This is a genomic window from Muricoccus radiodurans, assembly GCF_050154705.1.
Taxonomy (GTDB): Bacteria; Pseudomonadota; Alphaproteobacteria; order Acetobacterales; family Acetobacteraceae; genus Roseomonas; species Roseomonas radiodurans.
Map to the genome: position 1 here is coordinate 1,104,788 of NZ_CP189561.1, position 21,883 is coordinate 1,126,670.

General features: G+C 71.8%; 24 protein-coding genes. 18 read left to right on the plus strand and 6 right to left on the minus strand.

The window, feature by feature from the left end; genetic code table 11:
* Positions 1–54 precede the first annotated feature (54 nt).
* On the minus strand, positions 55–657 hold the full coding sequence (locus ACP6CK_RS05460; protein WP_426957868.1) for a 2-hydroxychromene-2-carboxylate isomerase: 603 nt from the start codon (positions 655–657) through the stop codon (positions 55–57).
* 18 nt (positions 658–675) lie between these two features.
* Positions 676–2,769, minus strand: a complete 2,094-nt coding sequence (locus ACP6CK_RS05465) for a putative bifunctional diguanylate cyclase/phosphodiesterase (protein WP_426957869.1) — start codon at positions 2,767–2,769, stop codon at positions 676–678.
* A 485-nt stretch (positions 2,770–3,254) separates the two neighbouring features.
* On the opposite strand from ACP6CK_RS05465, the gene tkt reads away from it, so the two are divergent.
* The 6 genes from tkt to ACP6CK_RS05495 all read left to right on the plus strand — a co-directional run bounded on the left by tkt (position 3,255) and on the right by ACP6CK_RS05495 (position 10,820).
* Positions 3,255–5,225, plus strand: a complete 1,971-nt coding sequence (gene tkt, locus ACP6CK_RS05470; RefSeq protein ID WP_426959880.1) for a transketolase — start codon at positions 3,255–3,257, stop codon at positions 5,223–5,225.
* Positions 5,222–5,494 carry a hypothetical protein gene (locus ACP6CK_RS05475; protein ID WP_426957870.1) on the plus strand — a complete coding sequence of 91 codons (273 nt, stop codon included), beginning with the start codon at positions 5,222–5,224 and terminating at the stop codon, positions 5,492–5,494. Before tkt ends, ACP6CK_RS05475 begins: the two co-directional genes overlap by 4 nt.
* A 22-nt stretch (positions 5,495–5,516) precedes the next feature.
* Positions 5,517–6,563, plus strand: a complete 1,047-nt coding sequence (gene gap, locus ACP6CK_RS05480; RefSeq protein WP_426957871.1) for a type I glyceraldehyde-3-phosphate dehydrogenase — start codon at positions 5,517–5,519, stop codon at positions 6,561–6,563.
* Positions 6,564–6,626: 63 nt separating this feature from the next.
* Positions 6,627–7,823 (plus strand): phosphoglycerate kinase, encoded by a 1,197-nt coding sequence (locus ACP6CK_RS05485; protein ID WP_426957872.1) that lies wholly within the window; start codon positions 6,627–6,629, stop codon positions 7,821–7,823.
* A gap of 369 nt (positions 7,824–8,192) precedes the next feature.
* Entirely contained in the window at positions 8,193–8,945 is a 753-nt protein-coding gene (locus ACP6CK_RS05490) for a hypothetical protein (RefSeq protein ID WP_426957873.1), read from the plus strand.
* A gap of 3 nt (positions 8,946–8,948) precedes the next feature.
* Positions 8,949–10,820 (plus strand): ABC transporter ATP-binding protein/permease, encoded by a 1,872-nt coding sequence (locus tag ACP6CK_RS05495; protein ID WP_426957874.1) that lies wholly within the window; start codon positions 8,949–8,951, stop codon positions 10,818–10,820.
* A gap of 82 nt (positions 10,821–10,902) precedes the next feature.
* Here ACP6CK_RS05495 and ACP6CK_RS05500 read toward each other — a convergent pair whose 3' ends face one another.
* Complete coding sequence (locus ACP6CK_RS05500; RefSeq protein ID WP_426957875.1) at positions 10,903–11,892, minus strand: D-2-hydroxyacid dehydrogenase; 990 nt, start codon at positions 11,890–11,892, stop codon at positions 10,903–10,905.
* A gap of 72 nt (positions 11,893–11,964) precedes the next feature.
* Here ACP6CK_RS05500 and ACP6CK_RS05505 point away from each other — a divergent pair, with 72 nt between their 5' ends.
* From ACP6CK_RS05505 to ACP6CK_RS05535, 7 genes are all read left to right on the plus strand, one after another.
* Complete coding sequence (locus ACP6CK_RS05505; protein WP_426957876.1) at positions 11,965–12,468, plus strand: hypothetical protein; 504 nt, start codon at positions 11,965–11,967, stop codon at positions 12,466–12,468.
* A gap of 12 nt (positions 12,469–12,480) precedes the next feature.
* On the plus strand, positions 12,481–12,936 hold the full coding sequence (locus tag ACP6CK_RS05510) for a DUF421 domain-containing protein (protein WP_426957877.1): 456 nt from the start codon (positions 12,481–12,483) through the stop codon (positions 12,934–12,936).
* A 76-nt stretch (positions 12,937–13,012) separates the two neighbouring features.
* A complete protein-coding gene (locus ACP6CK_RS05515; protein WP_426957878.1) occupies positions 13,013–13,906 on the plus strand; it encodes an HpcH/HpaI aldolase/citrate lyase family protein in 894 nt (297 codons plus the stop codon).
* A 13-nt stretch (positions 13,907–13,919) separates the two neighbouring features.
* On the plus strand, positions 13,920–14,891 hold the full coding sequence (locus ACP6CK_RS05520; protein ID WP_426957879.1) for a Bug family tripartite tricarboxylate transporter substrate binding protein: 972 nt from the start codon (positions 13,920–13,922) through the stop codon (positions 14,889–14,891).
* Entirely contained in the window at positions 14,888–16,135 is a 1,248-nt protein-coding gene (locus ACP6CK_RS05525; RefSeq protein ID WP_426957880.1) for a CaiB/BaiF CoA transferase family protein, read from the plus strand. Before ACP6CK_RS05520 ends, ACP6CK_RS05525 begins: the two co-directional genes overlap by 4 nt.
* Entirely contained in the window at positions 16,132–16,740 is a 609-nt protein-coding gene (locus tag ACP6CK_RS05530; RefSeq protein WP_426957881.1) for a hypothetical protein, read from the plus strand. Before ACP6CK_RS05525 ends, ACP6CK_RS05530 begins: the two co-directional genes overlap by 4 nt.
* A gap of 1 nt (position 16,741) precedes the next feature.
* Positions 16,742–17,713 (plus strand): sulfite oxidase heme-binding subunit YedZ, encoded by a 972-nt coding sequence (locus ACP6CK_RS05535; protein ID WP_426957882.1) that lies wholly within the window; start codon positions 16,742–16,744, stop codon positions 17,711–17,713.
* Positions 17,714–17,724: 11 nt separating this feature from the next.
* Here ACP6CK_RS05535 and ACP6CK_RS05540 read toward each other — a convergent pair whose 3' ends face one another.
* Complete coding sequence (locus ACP6CK_RS05540; RefSeq protein ID WP_426957883.1) at positions 17,725–18,138, minus strand: hypothetical protein; 414 nt, start codon at positions 18,136–18,138, stop codon at positions 17,725–17,727.
* Between the two features lie 117 nt (positions 18,139–18,255).
* Between ACP6CK_RS05540 and ACP6CK_RS05545 the strand changes: the two genes are divergently transcribed.
* From ACP6CK_RS05545 to ACP6CK_RS05560, 4 genes are all read left to right on the plus strand, one after another.
* Positions 18,256–18,966: a ribonuclease activity regulator RraA gene (locus ACP6CK_RS05545; protein WP_426957884.1), complete on the plus strand. Its 711-nt coding sequence runs from the start codon at positions 18,256–18,258 to the stop codon at positions 18,964–18,966.
* Entirely contained in the window at positions 18,963–19,907 is a 945-nt protein-coding gene (locus ACP6CK_RS05550) for a dihydrodipicolinate synthase family protein (protein ID WP_426957885.1), read from the plus strand. The genes ACP6CK_RS05545 and ACP6CK_RS05550 overlap by 4 nt, the downstream gene beginning before the upstream one ends.
* A 66-nt stretch (positions 19,908–19,973) precedes the next feature.
* The gene (locus ACP6CK_RS05555; protein WP_426957886.1) at positions 19,974–20,183 is read left to right on the plus strand and encodes a hypothetical protein; all 210 of its coding nucleotides are present in this window, start codon (positions 19,974–19,976) and stop codon (positions 20,181–20,183) included.
* Positions 20,184–20,194: 11 nt separating this feature from the next.
* A complete protein-coding gene (locus tag ACP6CK_RS05560) occupies positions 20,195–20,620 on the plus strand; it encodes a DUF2171 domain-containing protein (protein ID WP_426957887.1) in 426 nt (141 codons plus the stop codon).
* Positions 20,621–20,647: 27 nt separating this feature from the next.
* Here ACP6CK_RS05560 and ACP6CK_RS05565 read toward each other — a convergent pair whose 3' ends face one another.
* Both ACP6CK_RS05565 and ACP6CK_RS05570 read right to left on the minus strand, forming a co-directional pair.
* Positions 20,648–21,049, minus strand: a complete 402-nt coding sequence (locus ACP6CK_RS05565) for a hypothetical protein (protein WP_426957888.1) — start codon at positions 21,047–21,049, stop codon at positions 20,648–20,650.
* The gene (locus ACP6CK_RS05570) at positions 20,989–21,303 is read right to left on the minus strand and encodes a cbb3-type cytochrome oxidase assembly protein (protein ID WP_426957889.1); all 315 of its coding nucleotides are present in this window, start codon (positions 21,301–21,303) and stop codon (positions 20,989–20,991) included. The genes ACP6CK_RS05565 and ACP6CK_RS05570 overlap by 61 nt, the downstream gene beginning before the upstream one ends.
* 92 nt (positions 21,304–21,395) lie before the next feature.
* Here ACP6CK_RS05570 and ACP6CK_RS05575 point away from each other — a divergent pair, with 92 nt between their 5' ends.
* Positions 21,396–21,845: a MaoC/PaaZ C-terminal domain-containing protein gene (locus tag ACP6CK_RS05575; protein WP_426957890.1), complete on the plus strand. Its 450-nt coding sequence runs from the start codon at positions 21,396–21,398 to the stop codon at positions 21,843–21,845.
* Positions 21,846–21,883 lie beyond the last annotated feature (38 nt).

The following is a 21,883-nucleotide window of genomic DNA, read 5'->3' on the forward strand; positions in this document are numbered from 1 at the left end:
GACCGGGCCACCGGCGAGGGAGCCTTCGGCGCCGGGAACTCTCCCCGGCGCCCCTCAACCGGCCGCGAGGCGGCGCTCCACGAATTCGAGCCGGTCCTGGCCCCAGAAGAGGTCCTCGCCGATGACGTAGGTCGGCGCGCCGAAGACGCCGCGGGTGAGGGCGGCCTCGCTGTCGGCCGTGCGCATGGCGGCCCAGCGGGGTTCGGCGCCGAGGGCGAGCAGCGAGTCAGCCTCGAGGCCCAGCCCGGTCATGAGGCGGGCGAGGGTCGCGGGGTCGGCGACGTCCTCCTCCTCCTGCCAGACGGCGCGCATCAGCCGGTGGGCCAGCGCGATCGCGGGCGCGTCGCCGACGGTCTCGCGCAGGGCGATGACGCAGGCCGCCGCCCGCGACTCGTCGAACGGAGAGAAGCGGGGGCGGAGGTTGATCGGGATGCCGAGGTGGTCGCGCCAGCGGGCGAGTTCCTGCATCCGGTAGGCCTGGCGCTGCGGAGATCGGCGCGGAAGCGGTAGCCCGCCGGAAGCCGGGAAGATCGTGCCGCCGAAATCCACGGGCCAGAGCCGCAGCGTGGCGCCGTGCCGGGCAGTCAACGCCTCGATCCGCGCGGCGCCGAGATGCGCCCAGGGGGAGTTGAGGGACACGTAGGCATCCACGTGCATCGGGCTCGGGCTCCCGGGCTAGTCGCTGGGAACGAGGACATCGGCCGGCACGGCGCGGCCGAAGAGCCAGCCCTGCATCACCGTGCAGCCCTCCTGGATCAGCGCCTCGGCCTGCTCCTCGGTCTCGACGCCCTCTGCGAGCAGGGGGATCTCCATGCCGTGGGCGAGCGCGGCGACGGCCTTGAGGATGGCGCGCTCCCGCGCGCCACCGGGCAGGCCGGCGACGATGGAGCGGTCGAGCTTCACCTGGTCCACGGGAAGCCGCAACAAGTGGGCGAGCGCGGAGAGGCCGCCGCCGAAGTCGTCGAGCGAAAGCCGGACCCCCTCCCCGATCAGCTCGTGCAGGACCGGGGCGATGGCGTCGAGGTCGCGGGCCGCGACGTCCTCGGGGATCTCCACCTCCAGCTCGTCCGGGTGGACGGAGTGGCGCGCGAGGGTCGCCATCACCTGGGCCGGGAAGGCCTGATCCTTCAGCGTGGCGGGCGAGATGTTCACGCCGACCACAGCAGGGCTGTCAGCCTTGCCGTGCCAGGCACGCTTCTGGCGCAAGGCGGTATCGAGCACCCAGGCGTCGATCTGGGGCATCAGGCCGGCCTCCATCGCCTCCGGCAGGAACTCGGCCGGGGAGACGGCGCTGCCGCCGGGGCCGCCGGGCCAGCGGAGCAGGGCCTCCGCGCCACGAAGCTTTCGGGTCCGCGCATCCACCTGTGGCTGCCAGACGAGCTGGAAGGCCCCCTTCCCCACCGCCTCGACGAGCTGGCTGCGAAGGGCGAGGCGGCGGGCGACGCGCTCCCCGAGCGCGGCGGTGTAGGGAATGATCGAGTTGCCGCCCTCCCGCTTCGACTGCGCGAGGGCGAGCGCGGCGGCGCGGTGGAGGTGCTCCGGGTCCTTCCCGTCGGCCGGCGCCTGGGCATGGCCGATGCTCGCCTGGATCGGCGAGGGTCCGGCGCCGAGGTCGAGCGGCGCGGCGAGGGCGCGCTTCATGCGTCCCGCGACGGCACCGGCGGAGGGCGCCGTTCGAGCGCCGGGAGCGATCACCGCGAACTCGTCACCGCCGATGCGGAAGACCTCGTCGCCCGGGCGGGTCTGGCCGCGCATCCGGCGCGCCGCCTCCCGTAGGAGATTGTCGCCGGCCGTCTGGCCGAGGCGGTCGTTGATCGCGCGCACGCCCATCATGTCGAGAAGGAGGAGCGACCCGCCTTCCGTCGAGGTGGTGAGCTGGGAAAGGGCCTGCTGGAAGCGGAACCGGTTGGGCAGGCCGGTCAGCGGGTCGTGCCAGGCGAAGTGCGCCGCCTGGGCCTGCGCGACATGCAGGCCGGAGACGTCCATGAGGGTCAGCACCGCTTCCTTGCCGCCCGATTCCCCGGTCAGCCAGGGCGAGGCCACGAGGATCACCCGGCGCTCGCTGCCCGAGCCGTCGGGCATCGGCAGCACGGCTTCCACCTCCTGGCCCGGGGGCAGGCCGAAGGGGCCGCCATCATGGGTCTGGCCGAGCTGATAGAGGCCGGACCCCAGCAGGTTCGCGGGCAGTGTTCCGCCGAACATCGCGGCCAGGCGCTGGTTGCCGGCCAGCGTCCGGCCGCCGGCGTCCAGGTGCCAGATCCCGGCGGGCACGTTATCGAAGATGGCGCGGGCGCGCATATCCCGGGCGCGGGCCTCGGTCACGTCGAGCGCGAAGCGCGCGACCTCGCCGCCCGCCAGTCGCCGCTTGGTGACGCGAAGGGCGCGGCCGCCGGGGACCGTGACGTCGAACTCGCCGAGATCATCGTCCTCGTGCACCGCGAGGCGGCGGGCGACCAGCCCGGCCGCGTCCGGCTCACCCGCATGGGCGCGCGCGAGCACGTCGTCGAGGCGGGGGATGCCGCCGGGCAGGCCGGAGCGGTGGATCGCGGCATAGGCCGGGCTGTGGTCCAGAAGGGTGCGATCGGGGCCGTAGATGGCGTAGGCAAGGCTCGTCTTCTCCACGGCCTCCCGCAGCAGGTCGGCCTGATGCAGCGCGGGCTGGCGCCGGAGGACCGTGACGACGACGCCCGCTCCGAGCAAGAGGAGAAGCGCCAGGGCGACGGGCAGCGCCTGCGCCGGGGGAAGCAGAACCGCCGCTGCGCCCGCCATCAGCACGCACGTCATCACCGGCAGCGCGGCGCGAAGGACGGAGCGTCCGAGGCGGCTCTGAGATGGTGAGGGCGGCGTCAAAAAGGCGTTGCCTCCATGTCGCCCGCGTGTCTGTCCCTTATGGCGACGGCGCGGGGATGCGTGGGACCGGGAAGGGGCCCGACGGGTGTCGGGAGGTCAATCCAAAACCTTGCTCACGACTCGGCCATTAACCGGAAAGATAAGTTGAGTCCGGTATGTGTGACAAGTCTCGTTTTTATAGACGCGTTTTCGTTCCATGCACAACCGAACGCGGGAGAGGGCGAAGGGTTGGCACCGAAAGGGGGTGCCTCTATAGCGCGCCGCATCGGACCCGCTCGGGCGCCCTTCCGGAGATCCAATTGGCCACCACGGAACCCGACAGCACGCCGCCCTCTCCCAGCCGCAGTCCCGCGCTGATCGCGCAGGAGGCGCTGCTCGCGCGGCCGGTGACCCCGGCGCGGCGGATGGCCGACGCGATCCGGGCCCTGGCGATCGACGCGGTCGAGGCGGCGAAGTCCGGCCACCCCGGCATGCCGATGGGCATGGCCGACGCGGCCACGGTTCTGTTCAGCCGTTTCCTGAAGCACGACGTCTCCGACCCCCGCTGGCCGGACCGGGACCGCTTCGTGCTGAGCGCGGGGCACGGGTCCATGCTGCTCTACGCATGGCTGCACCTGTCCGGCCATGCGGGGATGGGGATCGAGGAGATCCGCCGGTTCCGGCAGCTCCACTCCCCCGCCGCCGGTCACCCGGAGGTGACGGAGCACCCGGGCATCGAGATGACGACCGGGCCGCTCGGCCAGGGCATCTCGACCGCGGTGGGCATGGCGCTCGCGGAGCGGCACCTCGCGGCGCGCTTCGGCAAGAGCCTCGTCGACCACCGGACCTGGGTCATCGCCAGCGACGGCGACCTGCAGGAGGGGATCTCCCACGAGGCGGCCGCCATCGCCGGCCATCTGCAGCTGAACCGGCTGACGGTTCTGTGGGACGACAACCACATCTCGATCGACGGAGACACGGCGCTCTCGGTCAGCGAGGACACGCTCGCCCGCTTCCGCGCCTATGGCTGGGCGACCCGTTCGGTGGACGGGCACGACCACGAGGCGGTGGCGGCCGCGCTGCTGGCCGCCACGAAGTCCCGCAAGCCGACCATCATCGCCTGCCGCACCATCATCGGCTTCTCCGCGCCGAAGAAGGCGGGAACGGCGGGGAGCCACGGCGCGCCGCTCGGGCCGGAGGAGGCCGCGGCGGCCAAGGCGGCGCTGGGCTGGGACTCCCCGGCCTTCGAGGTGCCGGACGACATCCGCGAGATGTGGGAGACCGCCGGCAAACGCGGGGGCGGCACGCGGCGGTCCTGGCTGAAGCGGCTGGCGAAGCACCCGCAACGGGCCGACTTCGAGCGCGCGATGGCCGGCAGGCTGCCGGAGAACTGGGCCGCCCCGCTCGCGGAGTGGCGGGCGAAGATCGCCGCGGACCGGCCGAAGATCGCGACCCGGGTGGCGGGCCAGAAGGCGTTGGAGGCCCTCGTGCCGGCCGTGCCGGAGATGATCGGCGGCTCGGCCGACCTGACGGGGTCCAACAACACCAACGTCAAGGGCGTGCCGGCGGTGGCGCCCGATTCCTTCGGCGGGCGCTTCGTCCACTGGGGAATCCGGGAGCACGGCATGGCGGCCGCCATGAACGGCATGGCGCTGCACGGGGGCATCATCCCCTACTCCGGCACCTTCCTCGTCTTCTCCGACTATATGCGGCCGTCGATCCGGCTGGCCGCGCTGATGCGGCAGCGGGTGGTGCACGTCCTGACGCATGACAGCATCGGCCTGGGCGAGGATGGGCCGACGCACCAGCCGGTGGAGCACCTGGCGGCGCTGCGGGTCATCCCGAACCTGCACGTCTTCCGCCCGGCGGACGCGATGGAGACGGCCGAGGCCTGGGAGCTGGCGCTGCGCCGCGCGGACGGTCCGAGCGTGCTGGCACTGTCCCGCCAGAACCTGCCGACGCTGCGGGACGAGGCGGGGGAGAACCGTTCCGCCCGCGGCGGCTACGTGCTGGCGGAAGCCTCGGGCGAGCGTCGCGCGACGCTGATCGCGACCGGCTCCGAGGTGATGATCGCGATGGCCGCACGGGAGATGCTGGAGGCGGAGGGCGTGCCGACCGCCGTGGTGTCCCTCCCCTGCTGGGAGCTCTTCGCGCTGCAGGACCCGTCCTGGCATGACTCGGTGCTGGGGACGGCATTGCGGGTCGGGATCGAGGCCGCGCTGCCCTTCGGCTGGGAACGCTGGATCGGCAGCGACGGGATCTTCGTCGGCATGTCCGGCTTCGGCGCCAGCGCACCGGCGGACGACCTGTACAAGCACTTCGGCATCACCGCGGATGCCGTTGCGGCGGCGGTGCGGCGACGGCTCGGGAGTAACGCACCGGGAGTGGCGGCTTGAGGGCCGCGGCGGCGCTGCTGGTCCTGTTGGCCGCGGCGCCGGCCGCCGCGCAGCCGACCGCGCCCCAGATCATGCGGATGGAGCGGGAGGCGAACACCCGCTGCCGCGGCGGCTCCGGCGACCAGCCGGAGACGCAGAAGTCGTGCGGCGAGCGGGACGCCTATGCCCGCGTGCTGAACATGATGAACTGGTGCTTCGGTCGGCGCGGCCAGGTCGCCGCCGCCCACCAATGGCACCGCTGCGGGGCGGATTCGCTTCGCGCCAACTGATCCAACCGAGGGGATGAGAGACATGGCCGTCAAGGTCGCGATCAACGGGTTCGGGCGCATCGGCCGCCTGGTGCTGCGGGCGGCGATGGAGAGCGGACGCGACGACGTCGAGTTCACCCACATCAACGACCTCGGCTCCGTCGAGGCGAACGCGCACCTCTTCCGCTATGATAGCGTCCACGGCCGCTTCCCCGGCGAGGTGCGCGTCGAGGGCGACACGATCATCATCTCCGCGAACGGCCGCACCCACGCGCCGATCAAGGTGACGGCCGAGCGCGACCCGACGAAGCTGCCCTGGCAGGGGGTGGACGTCGCGGCCGAGTGCACCGGCATCTTCACCAACTCCGACAAGGCGGCGCTGCTGCTGCAGTCCGGAGCCCGCAAGGTGCTGGTCTCCGCGCCGGTGACCTGGGCCGAGGCGCATTCCGACAGCTCGGCCCAGGCCACGATCGTCTATGGCGTGAACCATGAGACTCTGAAGCCGAGCCACCAGATCGTCTCCAACGCCTCCTGCACCACCAACTGCCTCGCGCCCATCGCGAAGGTGCTGCACGACACCTACGGCATCCTGCGCGGCTACATGGTCACCATCCACGCCTATACGGGTGACCAGAACACGGTGGATACGCTGCACAAGGACCTGCACCGGGCGCGGGCCGCGGCCGTCTCGGCGATCCCGACCTCCACCGGCGCGGCGAAGGCCGTCGGGCTCGTGCTGCCGGAGCTGAAGGGCAAGCTGGACGGAACCGCCATCCGCATCCCGACGCCGAACGTCTCGCTCGTCTCGCTCGACTTCGTGCCGGCGAAGACGGAGGGGCTGACCAAGGAGGCCATCAACGCCGTGATGAAGGCGGCGTCCGAGAGCGGGCCTCTGAAGGGCATCCTCGGCTACAACACGGCCCCGCTGGTGTCGGTAGACTTCAACCACGACCCGCATTCCTCCACCTTCGATGCCACGCAGACGCAGGTGGTGGATGGCGGGCTCGTGCGGGTGATGGCCTGGTACGACAACGAGTGGGGCTTCTCGAATCGCATGAGCGACACCGCCGCCTATTACGGCAAGCTCTGAGATGGGTGGGGGGCGGCGAACGCCCCCTACCCTGCCCGCCTGACCGCCCCTGAAGGACCGAAAATGGCCAAGTTCCGCACCCTCGACGAGCTGGACGCCAGGGGGAAGCGCGTGCTGCTGCGCGCCGACCTGAACGTGCCGGTGCGGGACGGGCAGATCACCGACCGCACGCGGATCGAGCGGCTCTGCCCCACCATCCGGGAACTGTCGGACAAGGGGGCGCGGGTGGTCCTCCTGTCCCACTTCGACCGTCCCAAGGGGAAGCGGGTACCGGAGATGTCGCTGCGGCCGTTGGCGGAGGCGATCGGCTCCGCGATCGGACGGCCGGTGGCCTTCGCGGAGGACTGCGTCGGGCCGGAGGCGGAGGCGGCGGTCGCGAAGCTGGCGGATGGCGACGTGCTGCTGCTGGAGAACACGCGGTATCACGCCGGGGAGGAGAAGAACGACCCGGCGCTCTCGGCCGAGCTGGCGAAGCTCGGCGATGCCTATGTGAACGATGCCTTCTCCGCGGCGCACCGGGCCCATTCCAGCACCGAGGGCGTGGCGCGGCTGCTGCCGTCCTATGCCGGGCGGCTCATGGAGCAGGAACTGAAGGCGCTGGAGGCGGCGCTCGGCAATCCCGCGCGGCCGGTGGTGGCGATCGTCGGCGGGGCGAAGGTGTCCACGAAGCTTGACCTGCTGGGCAATCTCTCCCGGAAGGTCGATGTCCTCGTGATCGGCGGGGCCATGGCCAATACCTTCCTCGCGGCCCAGGGACACGACATGGGCAAGTCGCTGCAGGAGGCGGAGATGCACGACACGGCCCGTCGCATCCTGGAAGAGGCGCGGACCGCGAATTGCGAGGTGCTGCTGCCACGGGACCTCGTTGTGGCTGCCGAGTTCAAACCGCATCCGGCCACCCGCACCGTGACGGTGGACCGCGTGCCCTCCGACATGATGGCGCTGGATGTCGGGCCGGAGACGGTGGACGTGATCGAGGACCGGCTCCGGAAGGCGTCCACCCTTGTCTGGAACGGGCCGCTCGGCGCCTTCGAGACGCCGCCCTTCGACGCGGCGACCGTGGCGGTGGCCGAGAGCGTGGCCGGGCTGACCCAGTCCGCCGGGCTGAAGTCGATCGGCGGCGGCGGCGACACCGTGGCCGCCCTGCGCCACGCCGGCGTGGCGGAGCGGATGACCTATGTCTCGGCCGCCGGGGGCGCGTTCCTGGAGTGGCTCGAGGGTAAGACCCTGCCGGGCGTGGCGGCGCTCGAGACGGCCTGAGGCCCGAACCCGCTCGAGCCGCGGACCCGCCTGGGGCAGGCTGGCCGCGGCCTTCGGGGGGCCGGAGGATCGTGGTGTTTCGGGTCGGTGTGCTGGTCGCCCTGATAGCGGCAGGCAGCGGCATCGTGCTGTCTCAGACCGGGGGTTCCTTGCCGGCGCCCACGCCGCCGGTGGTGGCCCCGTCTCCCTCCGGATCGGCGCAGACCACCCCCGCGCCGACGCGCCGGGGCTGTGAACGGACCCCGCCCTCCCCCACTTCTTGAGTCGCCCTGGCCGGCGTGCCACGCCGGCGCCACATTTCGTGACCGGGCATCAACTTGGCCGGCGCGGCGGCGTTGCCGTGCCGTGCCGACCATCCGGATGCCCGATGTGACGATCCCCCGCCCCCTCTCCAGCAACCTGCATCGCGGCACGGTGCTCGTGCTCCTGGGCGCCCTGGCCCTCGCCGGGCCGGGCCTGGCACAGGGAGCGCCGCCCCAGGCGCCCCAGCCCAACCGGCAGGACGCGCCGGACCTCTGGTTCGACCCGACCCAGCTTCCGTCTTTCACGGGAACAGTGGAGCGCTATCTCGTGAATCCGCGGGGCGAGACGGACGCGCTGCTCTTCCGGGAGGGGGTGCAGGTGTCGTTCCCGCCCGACATCGCCCAGGGGGTGCGGGAGGCGGCGCCGGCCGGCCGGCCCCTGACCATATGGGGCATCCGGTCCCGGCGGGCGCCGGTCGTGACGATGCTCGCCTTCGCCCCGAACGGAGAAACGACCCCGGTGGTGGTGGACCGCTTCTACTGGCGCATCTGGGGCCGCGGACAGGGCGACCGGGCCGCGCGGATCACGGTGCAGGGGGTCGTGAGGACCCCCTATTTCGCGCCGCAAGGCGAGGTGGCCGGCGCCGTGCTGGAGGACGGGGCGGTGATCATGCTGCCGCGCGGCGCCGCGGCGAGCGACGCGCTCCGGGACCTGCTCAAGCCCGGCGCCCGCATCTCGGCCGAAGGCATGGGCTACCAGGGCGATGACGGCCGCGCCGTTGCCGCCGAGCAGCTTGGCGAGGCCCCTGACTCGATGAGGCCGGTCCCAAGACCGGAGGCGCCAGCACAGCAACCCAACCAGCCCGCGCGGAGCCGCTGAACGATGCCCGCGACGAACGACGCCGCGCTGGCCGACGACGTGCCGACCGAGGGGTTCATGCGCCGGTTCTGGCGCTTGGCGAAGGGCTACTATGCCGGGGAGGAGAAGCGCTCGGCCTGGATGCTGACCGCTGGGGTAATCGGGCTGACGCTGCTGCAGATCTACATCCAGGTCCGCTTCAACCTGTGGAATCGCGACTTCTTCAATGCGCTGGAGAGCCGCGACCGCGCGGCCTTCTTCGGGCAGATGGGGACCTTCCTCATCCTCTGCATCGCCAGCATGGTCGTGGCGGTGTTCCAGCTCTACGTGCGGCAGCTGCTGCAGTTGAACTGGCGGCGCTGGCTCGTATTCCGGCTCCAGTCCCGGTGGCTGGAGAACAGCCGGCACTACCAGATGAACTTCCTGCCCGGCAGCGCCGACAACCCGGACCAGCGCATCAGCGAGAACACGCGCTGGGCGACCGCGATGGCGGTGGATATGGCGGTCGGGCTCTTCCAGTCCGTGGTGATGCTGATCTCCTTCGTCGGGATCCTCTGGACGCTGTCGGGGCCGCTGATGGTGGCGTTCGGGAGCAACGAGTTCGAGATCCCGGGCTACATGGTCTTCGCGGCGCTGATCTACGCGATCATCGGCTCCGGGCTGACCTATTTCATCGGCCGGCCGATGGTGGAGATCAACCAGCGCCGGAACGCGGCGGAATCCGATCACCGCTTCGCGCTCATCCGCCTTCGCGAGAGCAGCGAGGGTGTCGCACTCATCCGTGGCGAGGCGGATGAGGAGCGCGGCCTCCGCAAGTCCTTCGGGCACGTCGTGACGGTGATGAAGGACCTGATGCGGTCCGAGCGGCGGCTGATGTGGCTCACCTCGGCCTATGGGATGATCGCGGGGGTCTTCCCGATCCTCGTCGCCAGCCCGCGCTACTTCGCGGGCGCGATCACCCTTGGCGTGCTGATGCAGATCGGCTCCGCCTTCGGGGAGGTGACGCGGGCGCTGAACTGGTTCGTGGACAACTTCCCGCGCCTGGCGGACTGGCGGTCCCATGTGGAGCGCGTGGTGGCGCTGGAGGACAGCCTGAACGCTGCGCAGGTGATGGAGGGGGAGACCCGGATCAACGTGATCGAGGGGCCGCTGGACGATGGCAGCGAGGTGCTGGCCTTCAACAACCTCCAGATCGGGCAGGCGGACGGCAACGTCCTCGTCGGCGAGGCGAATGCGGAGATCCGTGCCGGCGAGAAGGTGCTGATCGTCGGGGAGAGCGGCACGGGCAAGTCGACGCTCTTCCGCGCCATCTCCGGCGTCTGGCCGTGGGGATCCGGGGAGATCCGGGTTCCTCCCCGCGACCACATGATGTTCATGCCGCAGCGGCCCTACTTGCCGCTGGGCACGCTGCGGGCGGCCATCGCCTACCCCGCCCAATCCGGCCGCTTCCCGGATGCGGCGGTGAGAGCCGCGCTGGAGCGCTGCGGGCTGGCGCACCTGACGGACCGGCTGGACGAGGAGGAGCGCTGGGACCGCGTGCTCTCACTGGGAGAACAGCAGCGCCTCGCCTTCGCGCGGCTGATCCTGCACAAGCCGCGCTGGGTCTTCATGGACGAGGCGACCGCCGCCCTCGACGAGGACAACCAGGACGCGATGATGGGTCTGTTCAGCGAGGAGCTGGCCGACAGCGCGCTCGTCTCCATCGGGCATCGGCCGGGGCTGGACGCCTTCCACGACCGGACCCTGCGGCTGATCCGGTCGCCGGACGGCGCGCGCCTGGAGACGCGGCTGCACCAGCCGCAGGTGGTGCGGCACCGGCGGAGCGCGGGCAGCGCCGTTCGGGCCGCCGGCCGCAAGGTGGTGCGGGTGCTGCGGGGAAAACGCGGGCGGGCGTGACCGAGCCGGCGGGACCGGCGGGGCGCCATCACGGCGCCCACCGGCCCCGGTCACGTCCGAGCGGACAGCGCCGCGGGACGCCTCAGTAGCCGCGGGCCGGGTCGACCCGGTTCGGCAGGGGCCGGCCCTCGCGGTCGGCCCGCAGGTTCTCGAACAGGATATCAAGCGTCCGCTCGTTGTAGCGGGCGTCGTCGTCCGAGGAGACGTGGGGCGTGATGATCATGCGCGGCGTGCGCCAGAGGCGGTGATCCGCCGGCAGGGGCTCCGGCACCGCGACGTCCGTAACGCAGCCGTCCAGGTGGCCGGAATCGAGCGCGTCCATGATCGCGTCCTGATCCCACACGGCGCCGCGGGCCATGTTCACGACCCGCGCGCCCCTGGGCAGGAGGCCGATCCGCTCCCGCGAGAGGATGTTGCGGGTCTGCGGCGTCAGCGGGCAGGTGAGGACGAGGAAGTCGGCGCGCGGCAGGATCTCGTCCAGCGCGGTCGCCGGATGGGTCTCGTCGCAATCGGGGTGCGGGTCGGCGCCGCTGCGGATTCCGATGACACGCATGCCGAACCCCTTGCAGCGGCGGGCGACGCCGCCGCCGAGGGTGCCGATGCCGAGGATGACGACGGTCCGTCCCTCCAGCGTCGTCGCGAAGAGCGGCTGCCAGCGGCCCTCCCGCTGCGCGTCGGCGAAGGCGGGCATGCGGGTCTGGAGCATCAGGATCGCCATGATGCCGTATTCCCCGGCCTTGTCCCCGTGGGTGCCGCGGTTGTTCAGGATCGTCACGCCGTCGGGCACCCAGTCGAAGGGCTGGAGCGCGTCGAGGCCGGCGGAGGTGAAGGCGATCAGCCGGAGCTTCGGCGCCAGGCTGCGCGGCGTGCCGACGGGGAAGCGCTTGCGGCCCTCCCGCGTGAAGGTCAGCAGGATCTCGGCGTCCGCGATACCCGCGGCGAAGGCGGCGTCATCGTCCCCGTAGCTCGGGCGGAGATGCGCCATGTCGGGATGGCGCGCGAGGGCGGCGCTGACCTGCTCCTCCGTGACGGGGTGGGCGACTCCGGGCGGGTTCTGGACGTGCAGGCGCATCGACCCGCTCTCGCATGCTCCGGCCCGCGGTGGAAGGCCGCAACGGTCAAGCCCAGGCTGCGTTGCCCCCGCATGACCGGACCGGACCTGCACGATGCCGCGCGCGCGGTGGGGGAGGATGTCCCCTTCCAGCGGCGGAACTGGCGCTTCCAGCGGATCGGCTGGGGCGTGATGGCGGGCATCGTCCTGCTGGGGCTGATCGGCGGTCTCGGCAACGGTCCGGTCGCCTCGGCCACGGCGCGGCCGGAGTCGGGCGGCTTCACGCTGGATTGGGAGCGGGTGCAGCGGGCCGGGAACGAAGCCCGGCTGGTCGTGACCCTCGATGCCTCCGCCGGCCCCGAGCTGGCCGTCCGCGTGGAGGGCGAACTGGCCGATGCGATGGACCTCGTCGGGGTGGAGCCGATCCCGCTCCGGTCATCCCGGGCGGCGGGCCTGCTGCACCTTGTCACCGCGGCGGCGGAGGGCCGGCCCGCCCGGATGGTGCTGCGGACCCGGTCCCGCGCCCCCGGCCTGATCTCCGGGAATGTCACTGCCGACGGGGCCGCGGTGCGCGCCCGCATTCTCGTGCTGCCCTGAGGAGGCCCGGCCATGGACACGGTGCTGCGCGCCGTCGCCGTCTACGTCGCGCTGCTGCTGCTGTTCCGCATCAGCGGGCGGCGGAGTCTCGCGCAGGTGACGACCTTCGACTTCGTGCTCCTCCTCATCGTCGGCGAGGCGACGCAGCAGGCGCTGCTCGGGGAGGACTTCTCCGTGACGAACGCAATCATCGTGATCGTCACGCTGATGGGGCTGGATGTCGCGCTGTCCCTCTACAAGCGCGGGAACCCGCGCGCCGAACGGGTGCTGGAGGGGCTGCCGACGATCCTGGTGGCCGATGGCGTGCCGCTGCGGGACCGGCTGGCGAAATCCCGGGTGAGCGAGGCGGACATCCTGCAGAGCGCGCGCGCCACGCAGGGCATCCTGCGGATGGACGAGATCCGGCTGGCGGTGCTGGAGGTGAGCGGGGGCATCTCGATCATCCCGCGGGACCGAACGCCGGCCTGACGGGTCCGCCGGGCCACCCCCTTCGTGAAGCTCGGGCCGGCAGACAGGGACGGGATGGGGAGGTAGCCTGCCCCGCATGGAACGCCCCGTCGCGCCCGTCATGCGCAGCAAGCTCTTCGTGCCGGGATCGCGGCCGGAGCTCTTCGCCAAGGCGGCGGCCTCGGCCGCCGACGCGCTGTCCTTCGATCTGGAGGATGCGGTGGCGCCGTCCCGCAAGGCAGAGGCGCGTGAGGCGGTGGCCGGTTTCCTGCGCGGCGACCTGCCGGCGAACCAGGCCATGGTGGTGCGGGTGAACGGCCTCGCGACGCCACTCTTCGCCGAGGACGTGGCCGCCGTGGCCGTGCCGGGGCTGCACCTGCTGAACCTGCCGATGGTGGAGGGCGCGGAGGAGGTGCGGGAGGCCGCCGCGGCGCTCGCGCGGGCAGAGGCAGCGAACGGCGTCGCTCGGCCGATCGGCATCCTCTGCAACATCGAAACGCCGCGCGGGCTGCGGCTCGCGGCGGAGATCGCCGGGGCCGATCCGCGCGTGGTCGGGCTGCAGATCGGTTACGCGGATCTGTTCGAGCCGGCGGGGATCGACCGGACCGATCCCGCCGCGCTCGCCCATGTGCGGATGGCCGTGCGGCTGGCAGCGGCGGAGGCCGGGGTCGCGGCCTATGACGGGGCCTGGGCGAAGGTCGCGGAGCCGGACGCCTATCGTGCCGAGGCGGAGGCGGCGCGGCGCATGGGCTTCGCGGGGAAGAGCTGCATCCACCCGACGCAGATCGCGCTCGCGAACGAGGTGTTCAGGCCGAGCGAGGCCGCCATCGCCAAGGCCCGGAAGGTCGTGGCGGCGGCGGAGACGCAGATCGCCGGCGGCACGGGGGCGTTCCTGGTGGATGGCGACATGGTGGATGCGCCCTTCATCGAGAGCGCCAGGGCGTTGCTGGCGCTCGCGCGGCGGCTGGGGCTGCCGGGGACCGAGGGTTAGGGAGGAGAACAGGATGCGGCTGACGCGACGCGAGGCCCTGGCCGGGACGGCGCTCCTGGCGATGCCGGCGGTGGCACGGGCCCAAGGTGCTTGGCCGAACCGGCCGGTGCGGGTGATCGTCCCCTTCCCGCCCGGCGGGTCGAACGACGCCGTGGCGCGGCCTCTGGCGGAGCACCTGCAGACGAAGTTCGGCCAGCCGTTCGTGGTGGAGAACAAGCCGGGCGCGGGCAGCGCGATCGGCTCGGCGGAGGTCGCGCGGGCCCCAGCGGACGGCTACGTGCTCATGGTCACCTCCTCCACCTTCGCGACCTCGGCGGCGGTGCAGCGCACGCCTTATGACGCGGAGCGGGACTTCGAGGCGGTGGCGATGCTGGCCTCGGCGCCGCTGCTGGTGCTGGCCGCGCCGTCCTTCCCGCCGAACAACCTGTCGGAACTCGTGGCCTATCTTCGGGCGAATCCGGGGAAGGTGGATTACGGGTCGGCCGGGCCGGGGAGCATCAACCAGCTCTCGGCCGAGCTCTTCGCGCAGAGCGCGGGGGGGCTGCAGATGCAGCACGTGCCCTATCGCGGCATGGGACCGGCGACCACTGATCTCGCGGCGGGGACGATCCAGTTGTTGTTCACGACCGTGCCCTCGGCGGGCGGCGTGATCAGCGGCGGGCGGGTGAAGGTGATCGGCTGGACGGCGGAGAACCGGCCGGCCAGCGGACCCCAGGCGCCGACACCGCGGGAGAGCGCGTTGCCGAATTATGAGGCGACGATCTGGTGGGGCCTGCTCGCCCGGCGCGGCATCCCGCCGGAGATCCGGGATGCGATCAACGCGGCCGCGAACGAGGCGCTCTCGGGGGGACGCTTGGCGTCCTACCTGGCGGGCGAGGGAGCGACGCCGACGCCGCGATCCGCCGCGCAGGGCACGGAGTTCCTGACGGCCGACCTCCGGCGGTGGCGGGAGGTGGCGCAGAAGGCGGACATCCGCGTCGAATGAGCGGGGCGTCCAAGCTGCGGCGGCGGGAGTTCGACCCGGCCGCGACGGGCGCGCTGGACGGGGTGCGGGTGGTGGACCTGTCCCGGTTGGTCGCGGGAAACCTGCTGACGAAGGTCTTGGCCGACCACGGCGCGGAGGTGGTGAAGGTCGAGCCGCCGGAAGGTGACACGCTGCGCGCGTGGCGGGTGGAGGGGGTGTCCACCTCCTGGAAGACCTGGTGCCGGAACAAGAAGAGCGTCTGCCTGAACCTCAAGAGCGCCGAGGGCCAGGCGGTGGTGCGGGAGATGGCCGCGGGGGCGAAGGTCTTCGTCGAGAGCTTCCGCCCCGGCGTGCTGGAGAAGATGGGGCTGGGGCCGGAGGTCCTGCTGGCGGCCAACCCGGCGCTGGTGATCGTGCGGGTTTCAGGCTGGGGGCAGACGGGGCCCTTCCGGCACAAGCCCGGCTTCGGGACGCTGGTGGAGGGCTATTCGGGCTTCGCCGCCGTGAACGGCTTCGCGGACCGGGAGCCGGTCCTGCCGCCGATGTTCATGGGGGACGCCTATGCCGGGCTCTACGGCTCGGCGGGGACCCTGATCGCCCTGCGCCATGCCGAAGCGACGGGGCAGGGTCAGGTGGTGGACGTTTCCCTGTTCGACCCGATCTTCGCGGTGATGGAACCGCAGATCGCCAACTGGCGCCTGACAGGGCGGCGGAAGCCCCGCACCGGCAGCCGCAGCACGAATACGGCGCCGCGCAACGCCTACCGCACGAAGGATGGTGGCTGGGTGGGGCTGTCCTCCTCGACGCAGGGGATGACGGCGAAGCTCTTCGCCTCGATCGGTCGGCCGGAGCTGCTGCAGGACCCGCGCTACGCCACCAACGTGGAGCGGCTGAAAAACTATGCCGACCTGGACGCGATCGTCGGCGGCTTCGTGGCGGAGCGGACGATGGCGGAGAACCTGGCGCATTTCGATGCGGCCGGGGTGACGATCGGCCCGATCATGGACGCGCCGGCGCTGGAGACGGACTCCTACGTCGCGGAGCATGAGAGCTTGATCGAGGTGCCCGACGCGGAGATGGGCTGGGTGCCCATGCACGGGGAGGTGCCGCGGCTTTCCGGGACGCCCGGCCTCTTCGCGCGGCCGGCGCCCCGGCTGGGCGAGCATAATGGCGAGGTTCTCGGCCCGCTGCTGGGCGCGCAGCGCCTGGCGGCGTTGATGGCGCAGCGGGTCGTCTGCGGCGAGGAAGGAAACGAGGGACCATGATGAACAGGCGTTCGATGCTGCTGGCCCTGGCGGGCCTGGCGATCGCAGGGCAAGCGGTCGCCCAGGGCGCGCCGTCGCGGCGTATTCGCGGCGTCATCACCGGGCTGGAGGGGCGTAACCTCCTCATCCGGACGCGCGAAGGGGAGAGCGTGACGGTTCTCCTCGCCGACAACGTGACGGTCGTGGCGCTGCGTCGGCTGGAGCTGTCGGAGGTGCGGCCGGGCAGCTTCATCGGCACCGCGGCCGAGCCAGACGGCGACGGCGGCTGGCGCGCGCTGGAGGTGCTCGTCTTCCCCGAGGCGATGCGCGGCACCGGCGAGGGCCATTTCGCCTGGGATCTGACACCGTCCAGCAGCATGACGAACGCGAACGTCACGGCCGCGGTGGATGGCACGAATGGGCGGGAGCTGGTGCTGCACCCCCGCGGGCAGGAGATCCGGGTGCGCGTTCCGGCGGATGCGCCTGTCGTCACCTTCATCCCCGCCGCGTTGGAGGATCTGAAGCCGGGCGCTCAGGTGTTCCTGTCGGCAGCCCCGAATGCGGGCGGGCAGCTCTCCGCGGCGCGGATCACCGTGGCGCGGGATGGCGTCGTCCCGCCGATGTGAGGTGTCGTTGAGCGAAGCCGCCCTCCCCGCCTCCGAGGCGCGCCGGCGTCGGCGCGCGGTGTCCGACGGTCCGCCGCCGGCGAAGCCGGGCCCGTGGCCCTGGCTGGACCGCGGCGGCCGCTTCTCGGCTTTCAAGGCCGCGGTGCTGCTCGGCTGCTTCCTGCCGCTGCTCTTCCTGGGCTGGTGGTGGGTCAACGACGAGATGGGGGCGGAGCCGCTGACGCTCGCCACGCATCAGACGGGCGACTGGGCCATCTACTTCCTGCTGATCGGTCTGGCGGTCACGCCGGCACGCTGGATCTTCGACTGGCAGAAGGTGTTGCAGGTTCGGCGGATGCTCGGGCTGGCGGCGCTGGGCTACGCGGTCGTGCACCTGCTGCTCTATGTCGGCAACGAGCATTTCCGGCTGTTCCACGTGCTGCTGGAAATTCTGAAGCGGTCTTATCTCACGCTGGGGTTCACGGCGCTCATCGGGCTCTGCGTGCTGGGGTGGACGTCCACCGACTCCTCACTGCGGCGGCTGGGGCGGGAGTGGAAGCTCCTTCATCGCCTGACCTACCTGCTGACGGCGATGGGCATCCTTCACTTCTACATGCAGTCGAAGATCAACGTGTCGCAGCCCGTACTGATGACCGGATTCTTCCTGTGGCTCATGTTCTGGCGGCTGGTGCCAGCGCGGTGGCGGGGTTCCGTGTGGCCGCTGTTCCCCCTCGCGCTGCTCGCGGCGGCCGGGGCGGCGGGGCTGGAGTATCTCTGGTACGCGACGCAGACGCGGGCGCCGGCAGGCGCGATCTTCGCCTCCATCTTCGAGCTCGACTTCGAGTTCGGGATCGAGTTGCGGCCGGCCGCCTGGATGCTGCTCGCCGGGCTGGCCGTCGCCGTCCTCGCCGCGGGCTGGGCGCTGGTGCGGCGGATGCGGCCCGCGCCGGAACCGGCGCCCCGGCGACGCCGCGTGGTCAAGGAGGCCGGTTAGCCGGCCGCGTCTCAGCCGGGCACGCAGCGGACCGTGCCGGGGTTCGCCCGGGCCTCGGACGCGACGGTGCCCGGGGGACACGGGATTTGGCGGCGGGACGGGGGCGGCAGGTCGTTGTGCCAGCCGGCCACCTCCGAATCCGGATCGGTGCCGCCTCCCCCGCCGCCGCGCGGCATCGGCACGCGTCCTCGGCCGTCACAGCGCCCGGGGCGGCCGCGCATCGGGGTGCCGCCATTCGGGCAGAGCCAGCGGCGGATCGCCTCCCGCTGGTTCAGTGCGGGGGCGGGTGGCGGGGTCGGGGCTGCGGCAAGGGGCGGCCCGGGCGCCACCTGGAAGAAGCGGCGCGGCCCCGTCTGCGCCTCGGAGGGCCCGGCGGCCAAGGCCGCGAGAAGGGCGAGCGACGCGGCAAGTCGGGGCGAACCCATGCGGACTCCTTCGGGGCCGCCGGGAGATGGGGCCTGCCCCGCCGGAAGTCACGCTTGACGCGGCCGCCCTGCCGCGCGAAGGCCGGGCCGTTTGTGACACCGGGCAGGAGACGGCGCTTGGACCTCGATCCGAAGATTCGGGAGGCGCTGTCGGGCGTCTCGACCGCCACCCTCACGACGGTGCTGCTGAAGAAGGGACTGCGCAACGTCTGGATGCGCGGCACGAAGCCGATCCGGGAGGGGCAGCCGCGCCTCGTCGGCCGGGCCTTCACGCTGCGCTTCGTCCCGGCGCGCGAGGACCTGGCCACGCCGGAAAGCTGGGGATCGCCGATCTCCACCCGTGCGGCGATCGAGGCGATGCCGGAGGGCTGCATCACCGTGGTCGATTCCATGGGCGTGCAGGATGCCGGGATCTTCGGGGACATTCTCTGCGCGCGGATGGCGAAGAAGGGCGTGGCGGCGCTGATCACCGATGGCGTGGTGCGGGACCTCGCCGGCGTGCTCGGGACCGGGCTGCCGGTGTGGTGCAACGGGGCGGCGGCCCCGCCCTCCGTGGCCGGGCTGACCTTCGTGGCCTGGCAGCAGCCGATCGGCTGCGGCGGCGTGGCCGTCTTCCCCGATGACGTGGTGGTGGTGGACCAGGACGGCGCGGTGCTGATCCCGCAGGCGCTGCTCGACGCCGTGGTCGAGGCCGCGGTGGAGCAGGAGCGGCAGGAGACCTGGATCATGGGCGAGGTCGAGAAGGGCGCCGCCCTGCCCGGCCTGTATCCCCCGAACGCCGAGAACAAGGCGCGCTACGAGGCCTGGAAGAAGGGCGGCGCGGCATGACCGACCTGACCACGGCGAAGGGCGTCTATGTCATCGCCCCCACCGCCTTCCATCCGGACGGGCGGGTGGACGAGGCGTCGAACGACCGGCTGACCGACTTCTTCGTGGAGGCCGGCGCCACGGGGATCACCGTTCTCGGCCAGATGGGCGAGGCGCCGAAGCTGGACGCGGAGGAGAGCGTGGCCATCGCCGCGCGGATGATCCGGCGGGCGGGAATCCCGATCGTCGTCGGCGTCTCCGCGCCGGGCTTCGCCGCCATGCGGTCCCTGACTCGGGCCGTGATGGATGCGGGCGCGGCCGGCGTGATGATCGCGCCGCCGAACACGCTGCGCACGGACGACCAGATCGCCACCTATTACCGGCAGGCGGCGGAGGCGATCGGGACGGAGGTCCCCTTCGTCATCCAGGACTATCCTCTCTCCTTCTCCGTGCAGATGACGCCGGCGGTGATCCGGCGGATCGTGCAGGAGAATCCGTCCTGCGTGATGCTGAAGCATGAGGACTGGCCGGGGCTGGAGAAGATCTCGGCGCTGCGCGGCTTCCAGAAGGATGGCTCGCTGCGGCCGATCTCCATCCTTTGCGGCAATGGCGGGCTCTTCCTTGACTTCGAGTGCGAGCGCGGGGCGGACGGCGCCATGACCGGCTACGCGTTTCCGGACATGCTCGTGGACGTGGTGCGGATGCAGGCGGCGGGGGAGCGCGATCAGGCGCACGACCTGTTCGACGCGCACCTCCCGCTGATCCGCTACGAGCAGCAGCCCGGCGTCGGGCTGGCGGTGCGGAAATACGTGCTGATGCGGCGCGGGCTGCTGGCCAGCGACGCGCAGCGGCGGCCCGGCGCATCGCTGACCGCCACGGCGCGGGCGGAGGTGGACTACCTTCTGTCCCGCGTGGCGCGCTTCGACCGGCGTGCCTCCTTCGAGGCCGGGAAGGCGGCCTGACGGGCCGCTCAAGCTCGTAACATCGCCCTTCTGTCCGCGTTTTACCGCAGGACAGGAGGGCCAGGCATGGCGGACAAGAAGAACTCCGACGCGCAGACCGGCGCAGGAAACGGGAAGAGCAGCGGCGGGGGCGGCGGAAAGGGCGCCTCCGGTGGCGCTGAAGTCGACATCGTCGGCAACGCGAAGCTGCGGGGAGAGGACCCGTCGCCCGATAATCGCGGGCGGGGCGAGACGGCGAGCTCCGACGCCAACAACGCCCGAACCGGGCGCCGGTAGGGGAGCACGGCATGGTCAACGCAGCGCGGATCGCGGCCGGCGAGATCCAGGACCACATGCCCGTCATTGCCAGTGACGGGCAGCCCATCGGTACCGTGGACGGGGTCGAGGGCGACTTCATCAAGCTGACGAAGACGGACCCGGCCTCCGGCGGCGAGCATCGCTATATCCCGCTCACCACCGTGGCTGGGCTGGATGGCGGGGTCGTCCGGCTCTCCATGCCCTCCGGGCAGGCGGCGCAGGCGCTGGTCACCGAGACGGTGATGAAGGAGCGTCTTTCGCTCGACCCTGATGCCGGCCGGCAGCTCGGGCAGGAGGATCGCGAGCAGCATAGCCGCCCCAAGGGACACGAGCTGCAAGGCAACGCGCAGCGGACCGTCCCCGGCGCGGGCGGCTTCAATGCCTTGGACCGGGATGGCCGGCCGCTGAAGGGGTAGCGACCCGTCGTTTCCGGGGAGCGGGCGTTACAGCCCGTGCTCCGGGGGCGGTGGGAAGTGCGTAGGCCGGGTTCGGTGGACGTGCCGCGCCCGGCGGCCTCCGCGACGCCGCACAAGGTAGGGCATCAGCAACAGCGGCGCGGTGAGGATCGGCACCAGTCCGACCCAGGCCGCGACCGCCTGTCCGCCCAGCATGGCCGCAGCGGCCGCGAAGCCCATGGACGCGCTGTTCACCAGCACGGCGGCGATCCACCACCGTCTGGCCCGCGTCTCCAATTCCGTGTCGGCCCCCGGGGCCCGAGGGTCCAGCGTGTAGGGGGAACCGTCCCGGCCGACCTCGTAGAGGCGATCCGGATCGGGCGTGAAGATCAGCGGCGCAGCACGATGAAGGTGGCGGGGCCGCCCCGTCCGGCACGGCGGGCGCGCCACCACAGGGTGCCGAAGGCCACCAGCCCCATCACGAGGGCGACGGGGATGAGCAGGCCGAGAATGAGCACGGCCGAGGCGGCCATGACCAGCCCGCCCACCACGACAGCGGCCAGGATGGACAGGCCGCCCAGGCGCAGCAGGGCGCGGTCAAGCCAGCTTCCGCCCCGCAGGAGGTGCGGCGGTGGCGCGGGGTCTCGGAACTCGCCCTCCGGCGTCATGTCGAGGACGGGAGGACGGCGCGGGTCCTGGAGCATGGGACGGATGTCGCCCTGCGGGGCGCCGGGTTCAAGATGTCCATTCTGTAAGGGGGGATGCCTCCGGCGCCACGTCGGTTTATCCCGGCGCCATGGACGTGCCGCGGCTCCGCTCCCTGGATGACCTGCATGTGGGGGATGCCTATGAACTCGGCCGGCTGAGCCTATCCCTGGACGAGGTCGTGGGCTTCGCCCGGCGCTTCGACCCGCAGCCCTTCCACCTGGACGAGGAGGCGGCCCAGGACTCGATCTTCGGCACGGTGGTGGTGCCTGGCCTGCACACCCTGTCGGCCTGTTTCGGAATGCTCATGGGCGGCCCGCTGCTACGGGACATCAGTCTGGCGGGATCGGCGATGGAGATCCGCTGGCCGGCACCGCTCCGCCCCGGCGAGGAGGTGAACGTCCGCGTCGAGGTGGTGGAGGTGAAGCGGTCCCGCGCCCGCAAGGACCGGGGATCGGCGCGGCTGCGCTACGTGGCGACTCGCGTCGAAGACGGGGTGATCGTCCTGGACGCGGTGGGGCTGCACCACCTGCGCCGGTAAGAGAAAACCCCGGGCCAGCCCATGAGGCCGGCCCGGGG

What these genes read in the sequence shown, in the direction of transcription:
- ACP6CK_RS05460 (WP_426957868.1), bottom strand. Translation starts at nt 657, where the DNA reads ATGCACGTGGATGCCTACGTGTCCCTCAACTCCCCCTGGGCGCATCTC.
- ACP6CK_RS05465 (WP_426957869.1), bottom strand. Translation starts at nt 2,769, where the DNA reads ATGGCGGGCGCAGCGGCGGTTCTGCTTCCCCCGGCGCAGGCGCTGCCC.
- tkt (WP_426959880.1), top strand. Translation starts at nt 3,255, where the DNA reads ATGGCCGACGCGATCCGGGCCCTGGCGATCGACGCGGTCGAGGCGGCG.
- gap (WP_426957871.1), top strand. Translation starts at nt 5,517, where the DNA reads ATGGCCGTCAAGGTCGCGATCAACGGGTTCGGGCGCATCGGCCGCCTG.
- ACP6CK_RS05485 (WP_426957872.1), top strand. Translation starts at nt 6,627, where the DNA reads ATGGCCAAGTTCCGCACCCTCGACGAGCTGGACGCCAGGGGGAAGCGC.
- ACP6CK_RS05495 (WP_426957874.1), top strand. Translation starts at nt 8,949, where the DNA reads ATGCCCGCGACGAACGACGCCGCGCTGGCCGACGACGTGCCGACCGAG.
- ACP6CK_RS05500 (WP_426957875.1), bottom strand. Translation starts at nt 11,892, where the DNA reads ATGCGCCTGCACGTCCAGAACCCGCCCGGAGTCGCCCACCCCGTCACG.
- ACP6CK_RS05505 (WP_426957876.1), top strand. Translation starts at nt 11,965, where the DNA reads ATGACCGGACCGGACCTGCACGATGCCGCGCGCGCGGTGGGGGAGGAT.
- ACP6CK_RS05510 (WP_426957877.1), top strand. Translation starts at nt 12,481, where the DNA reads ATGGACACGGTGCTGCGCGCCGTCGCCGTCTACGTCGCGCTGCTGCTG.
- ACP6CK_RS05515 (WP_426957878.1), top strand. Translation starts at nt 13,013, where the DNA reads ATGGAACGCCCCGTCGCGCCCGTCATGCGCAGCAAGCTCTTCGTGCCG.
- ACP6CK_RS05520 (WP_426957879.1), top strand. Translation starts at nt 13,920, where the DNA reads ATGCGGCTGACGCGACGCGAGGCCCTGGCCGGGACGGCGCTCCTGGCG.
- ACP6CK_RS05525 (WP_426957880.1), top strand. Translation starts at nt 14,888, where the DNA reads ATGAGCGGGGCGTCCAAGCTGCGGCGGCGGGAGTTCGACCCGGCCGCG.
- ACP6CK_RS05530 (WP_426957881.1), top strand. Translation starts at nt 16,132, where the DNA reads ATGATGAACAGGCGTTCGATGCTGCTGGCCCTGGCGGGCCTGGCGATC.
- ACP6CK_RS05540 (WP_426957883.1), bottom strand. Translation starts at nt 18,138, where the DNA reads ATGGGTTCGCCCCGACTTGCCGCGTCGCTCGCCCTTCTCGCGGCCTTG.
- ACP6CK_RS05550 (WP_426957885.1), top strand. Translation starts at nt 18,963, where the DNA reads ATGACCGACCTGACCACGGCGAAGGGCGTCTATGTCATCGCCCCCACC.
- ACP6CK_RS05555 (WP_426957886.1), top strand. Translation starts at nt 19,974, where the DNA reads ATGGCGGACAAGAAGAACTCCGACGCGCAGACCGGCGCAGGAAACGGG.
- ACP6CK_RS05560 (WP_426957887.1), top strand. Translation starts at nt 20,195, where the DNA reads ATGGTCAACGCAGCGCGGATCGCGGCCGGCGAGATCCAGGACCACATG.
- ACP6CK_RS05570 (WP_426957889.1), bottom strand. Translation starts at nt 21,303, where the DNA reads ATGCTCCAGGACCCGCGCCGTCCTCCCGTCCTCGACATGACGCCGGAG.
- ACP6CK_RS05575 (WP_426957890.1), top strand. Translation starts at nt 21,396, where the DNA reads ATGGACGTGCCGCGGCTCCGCTCCCTGGATGACCTGCATGTGGGGGAT.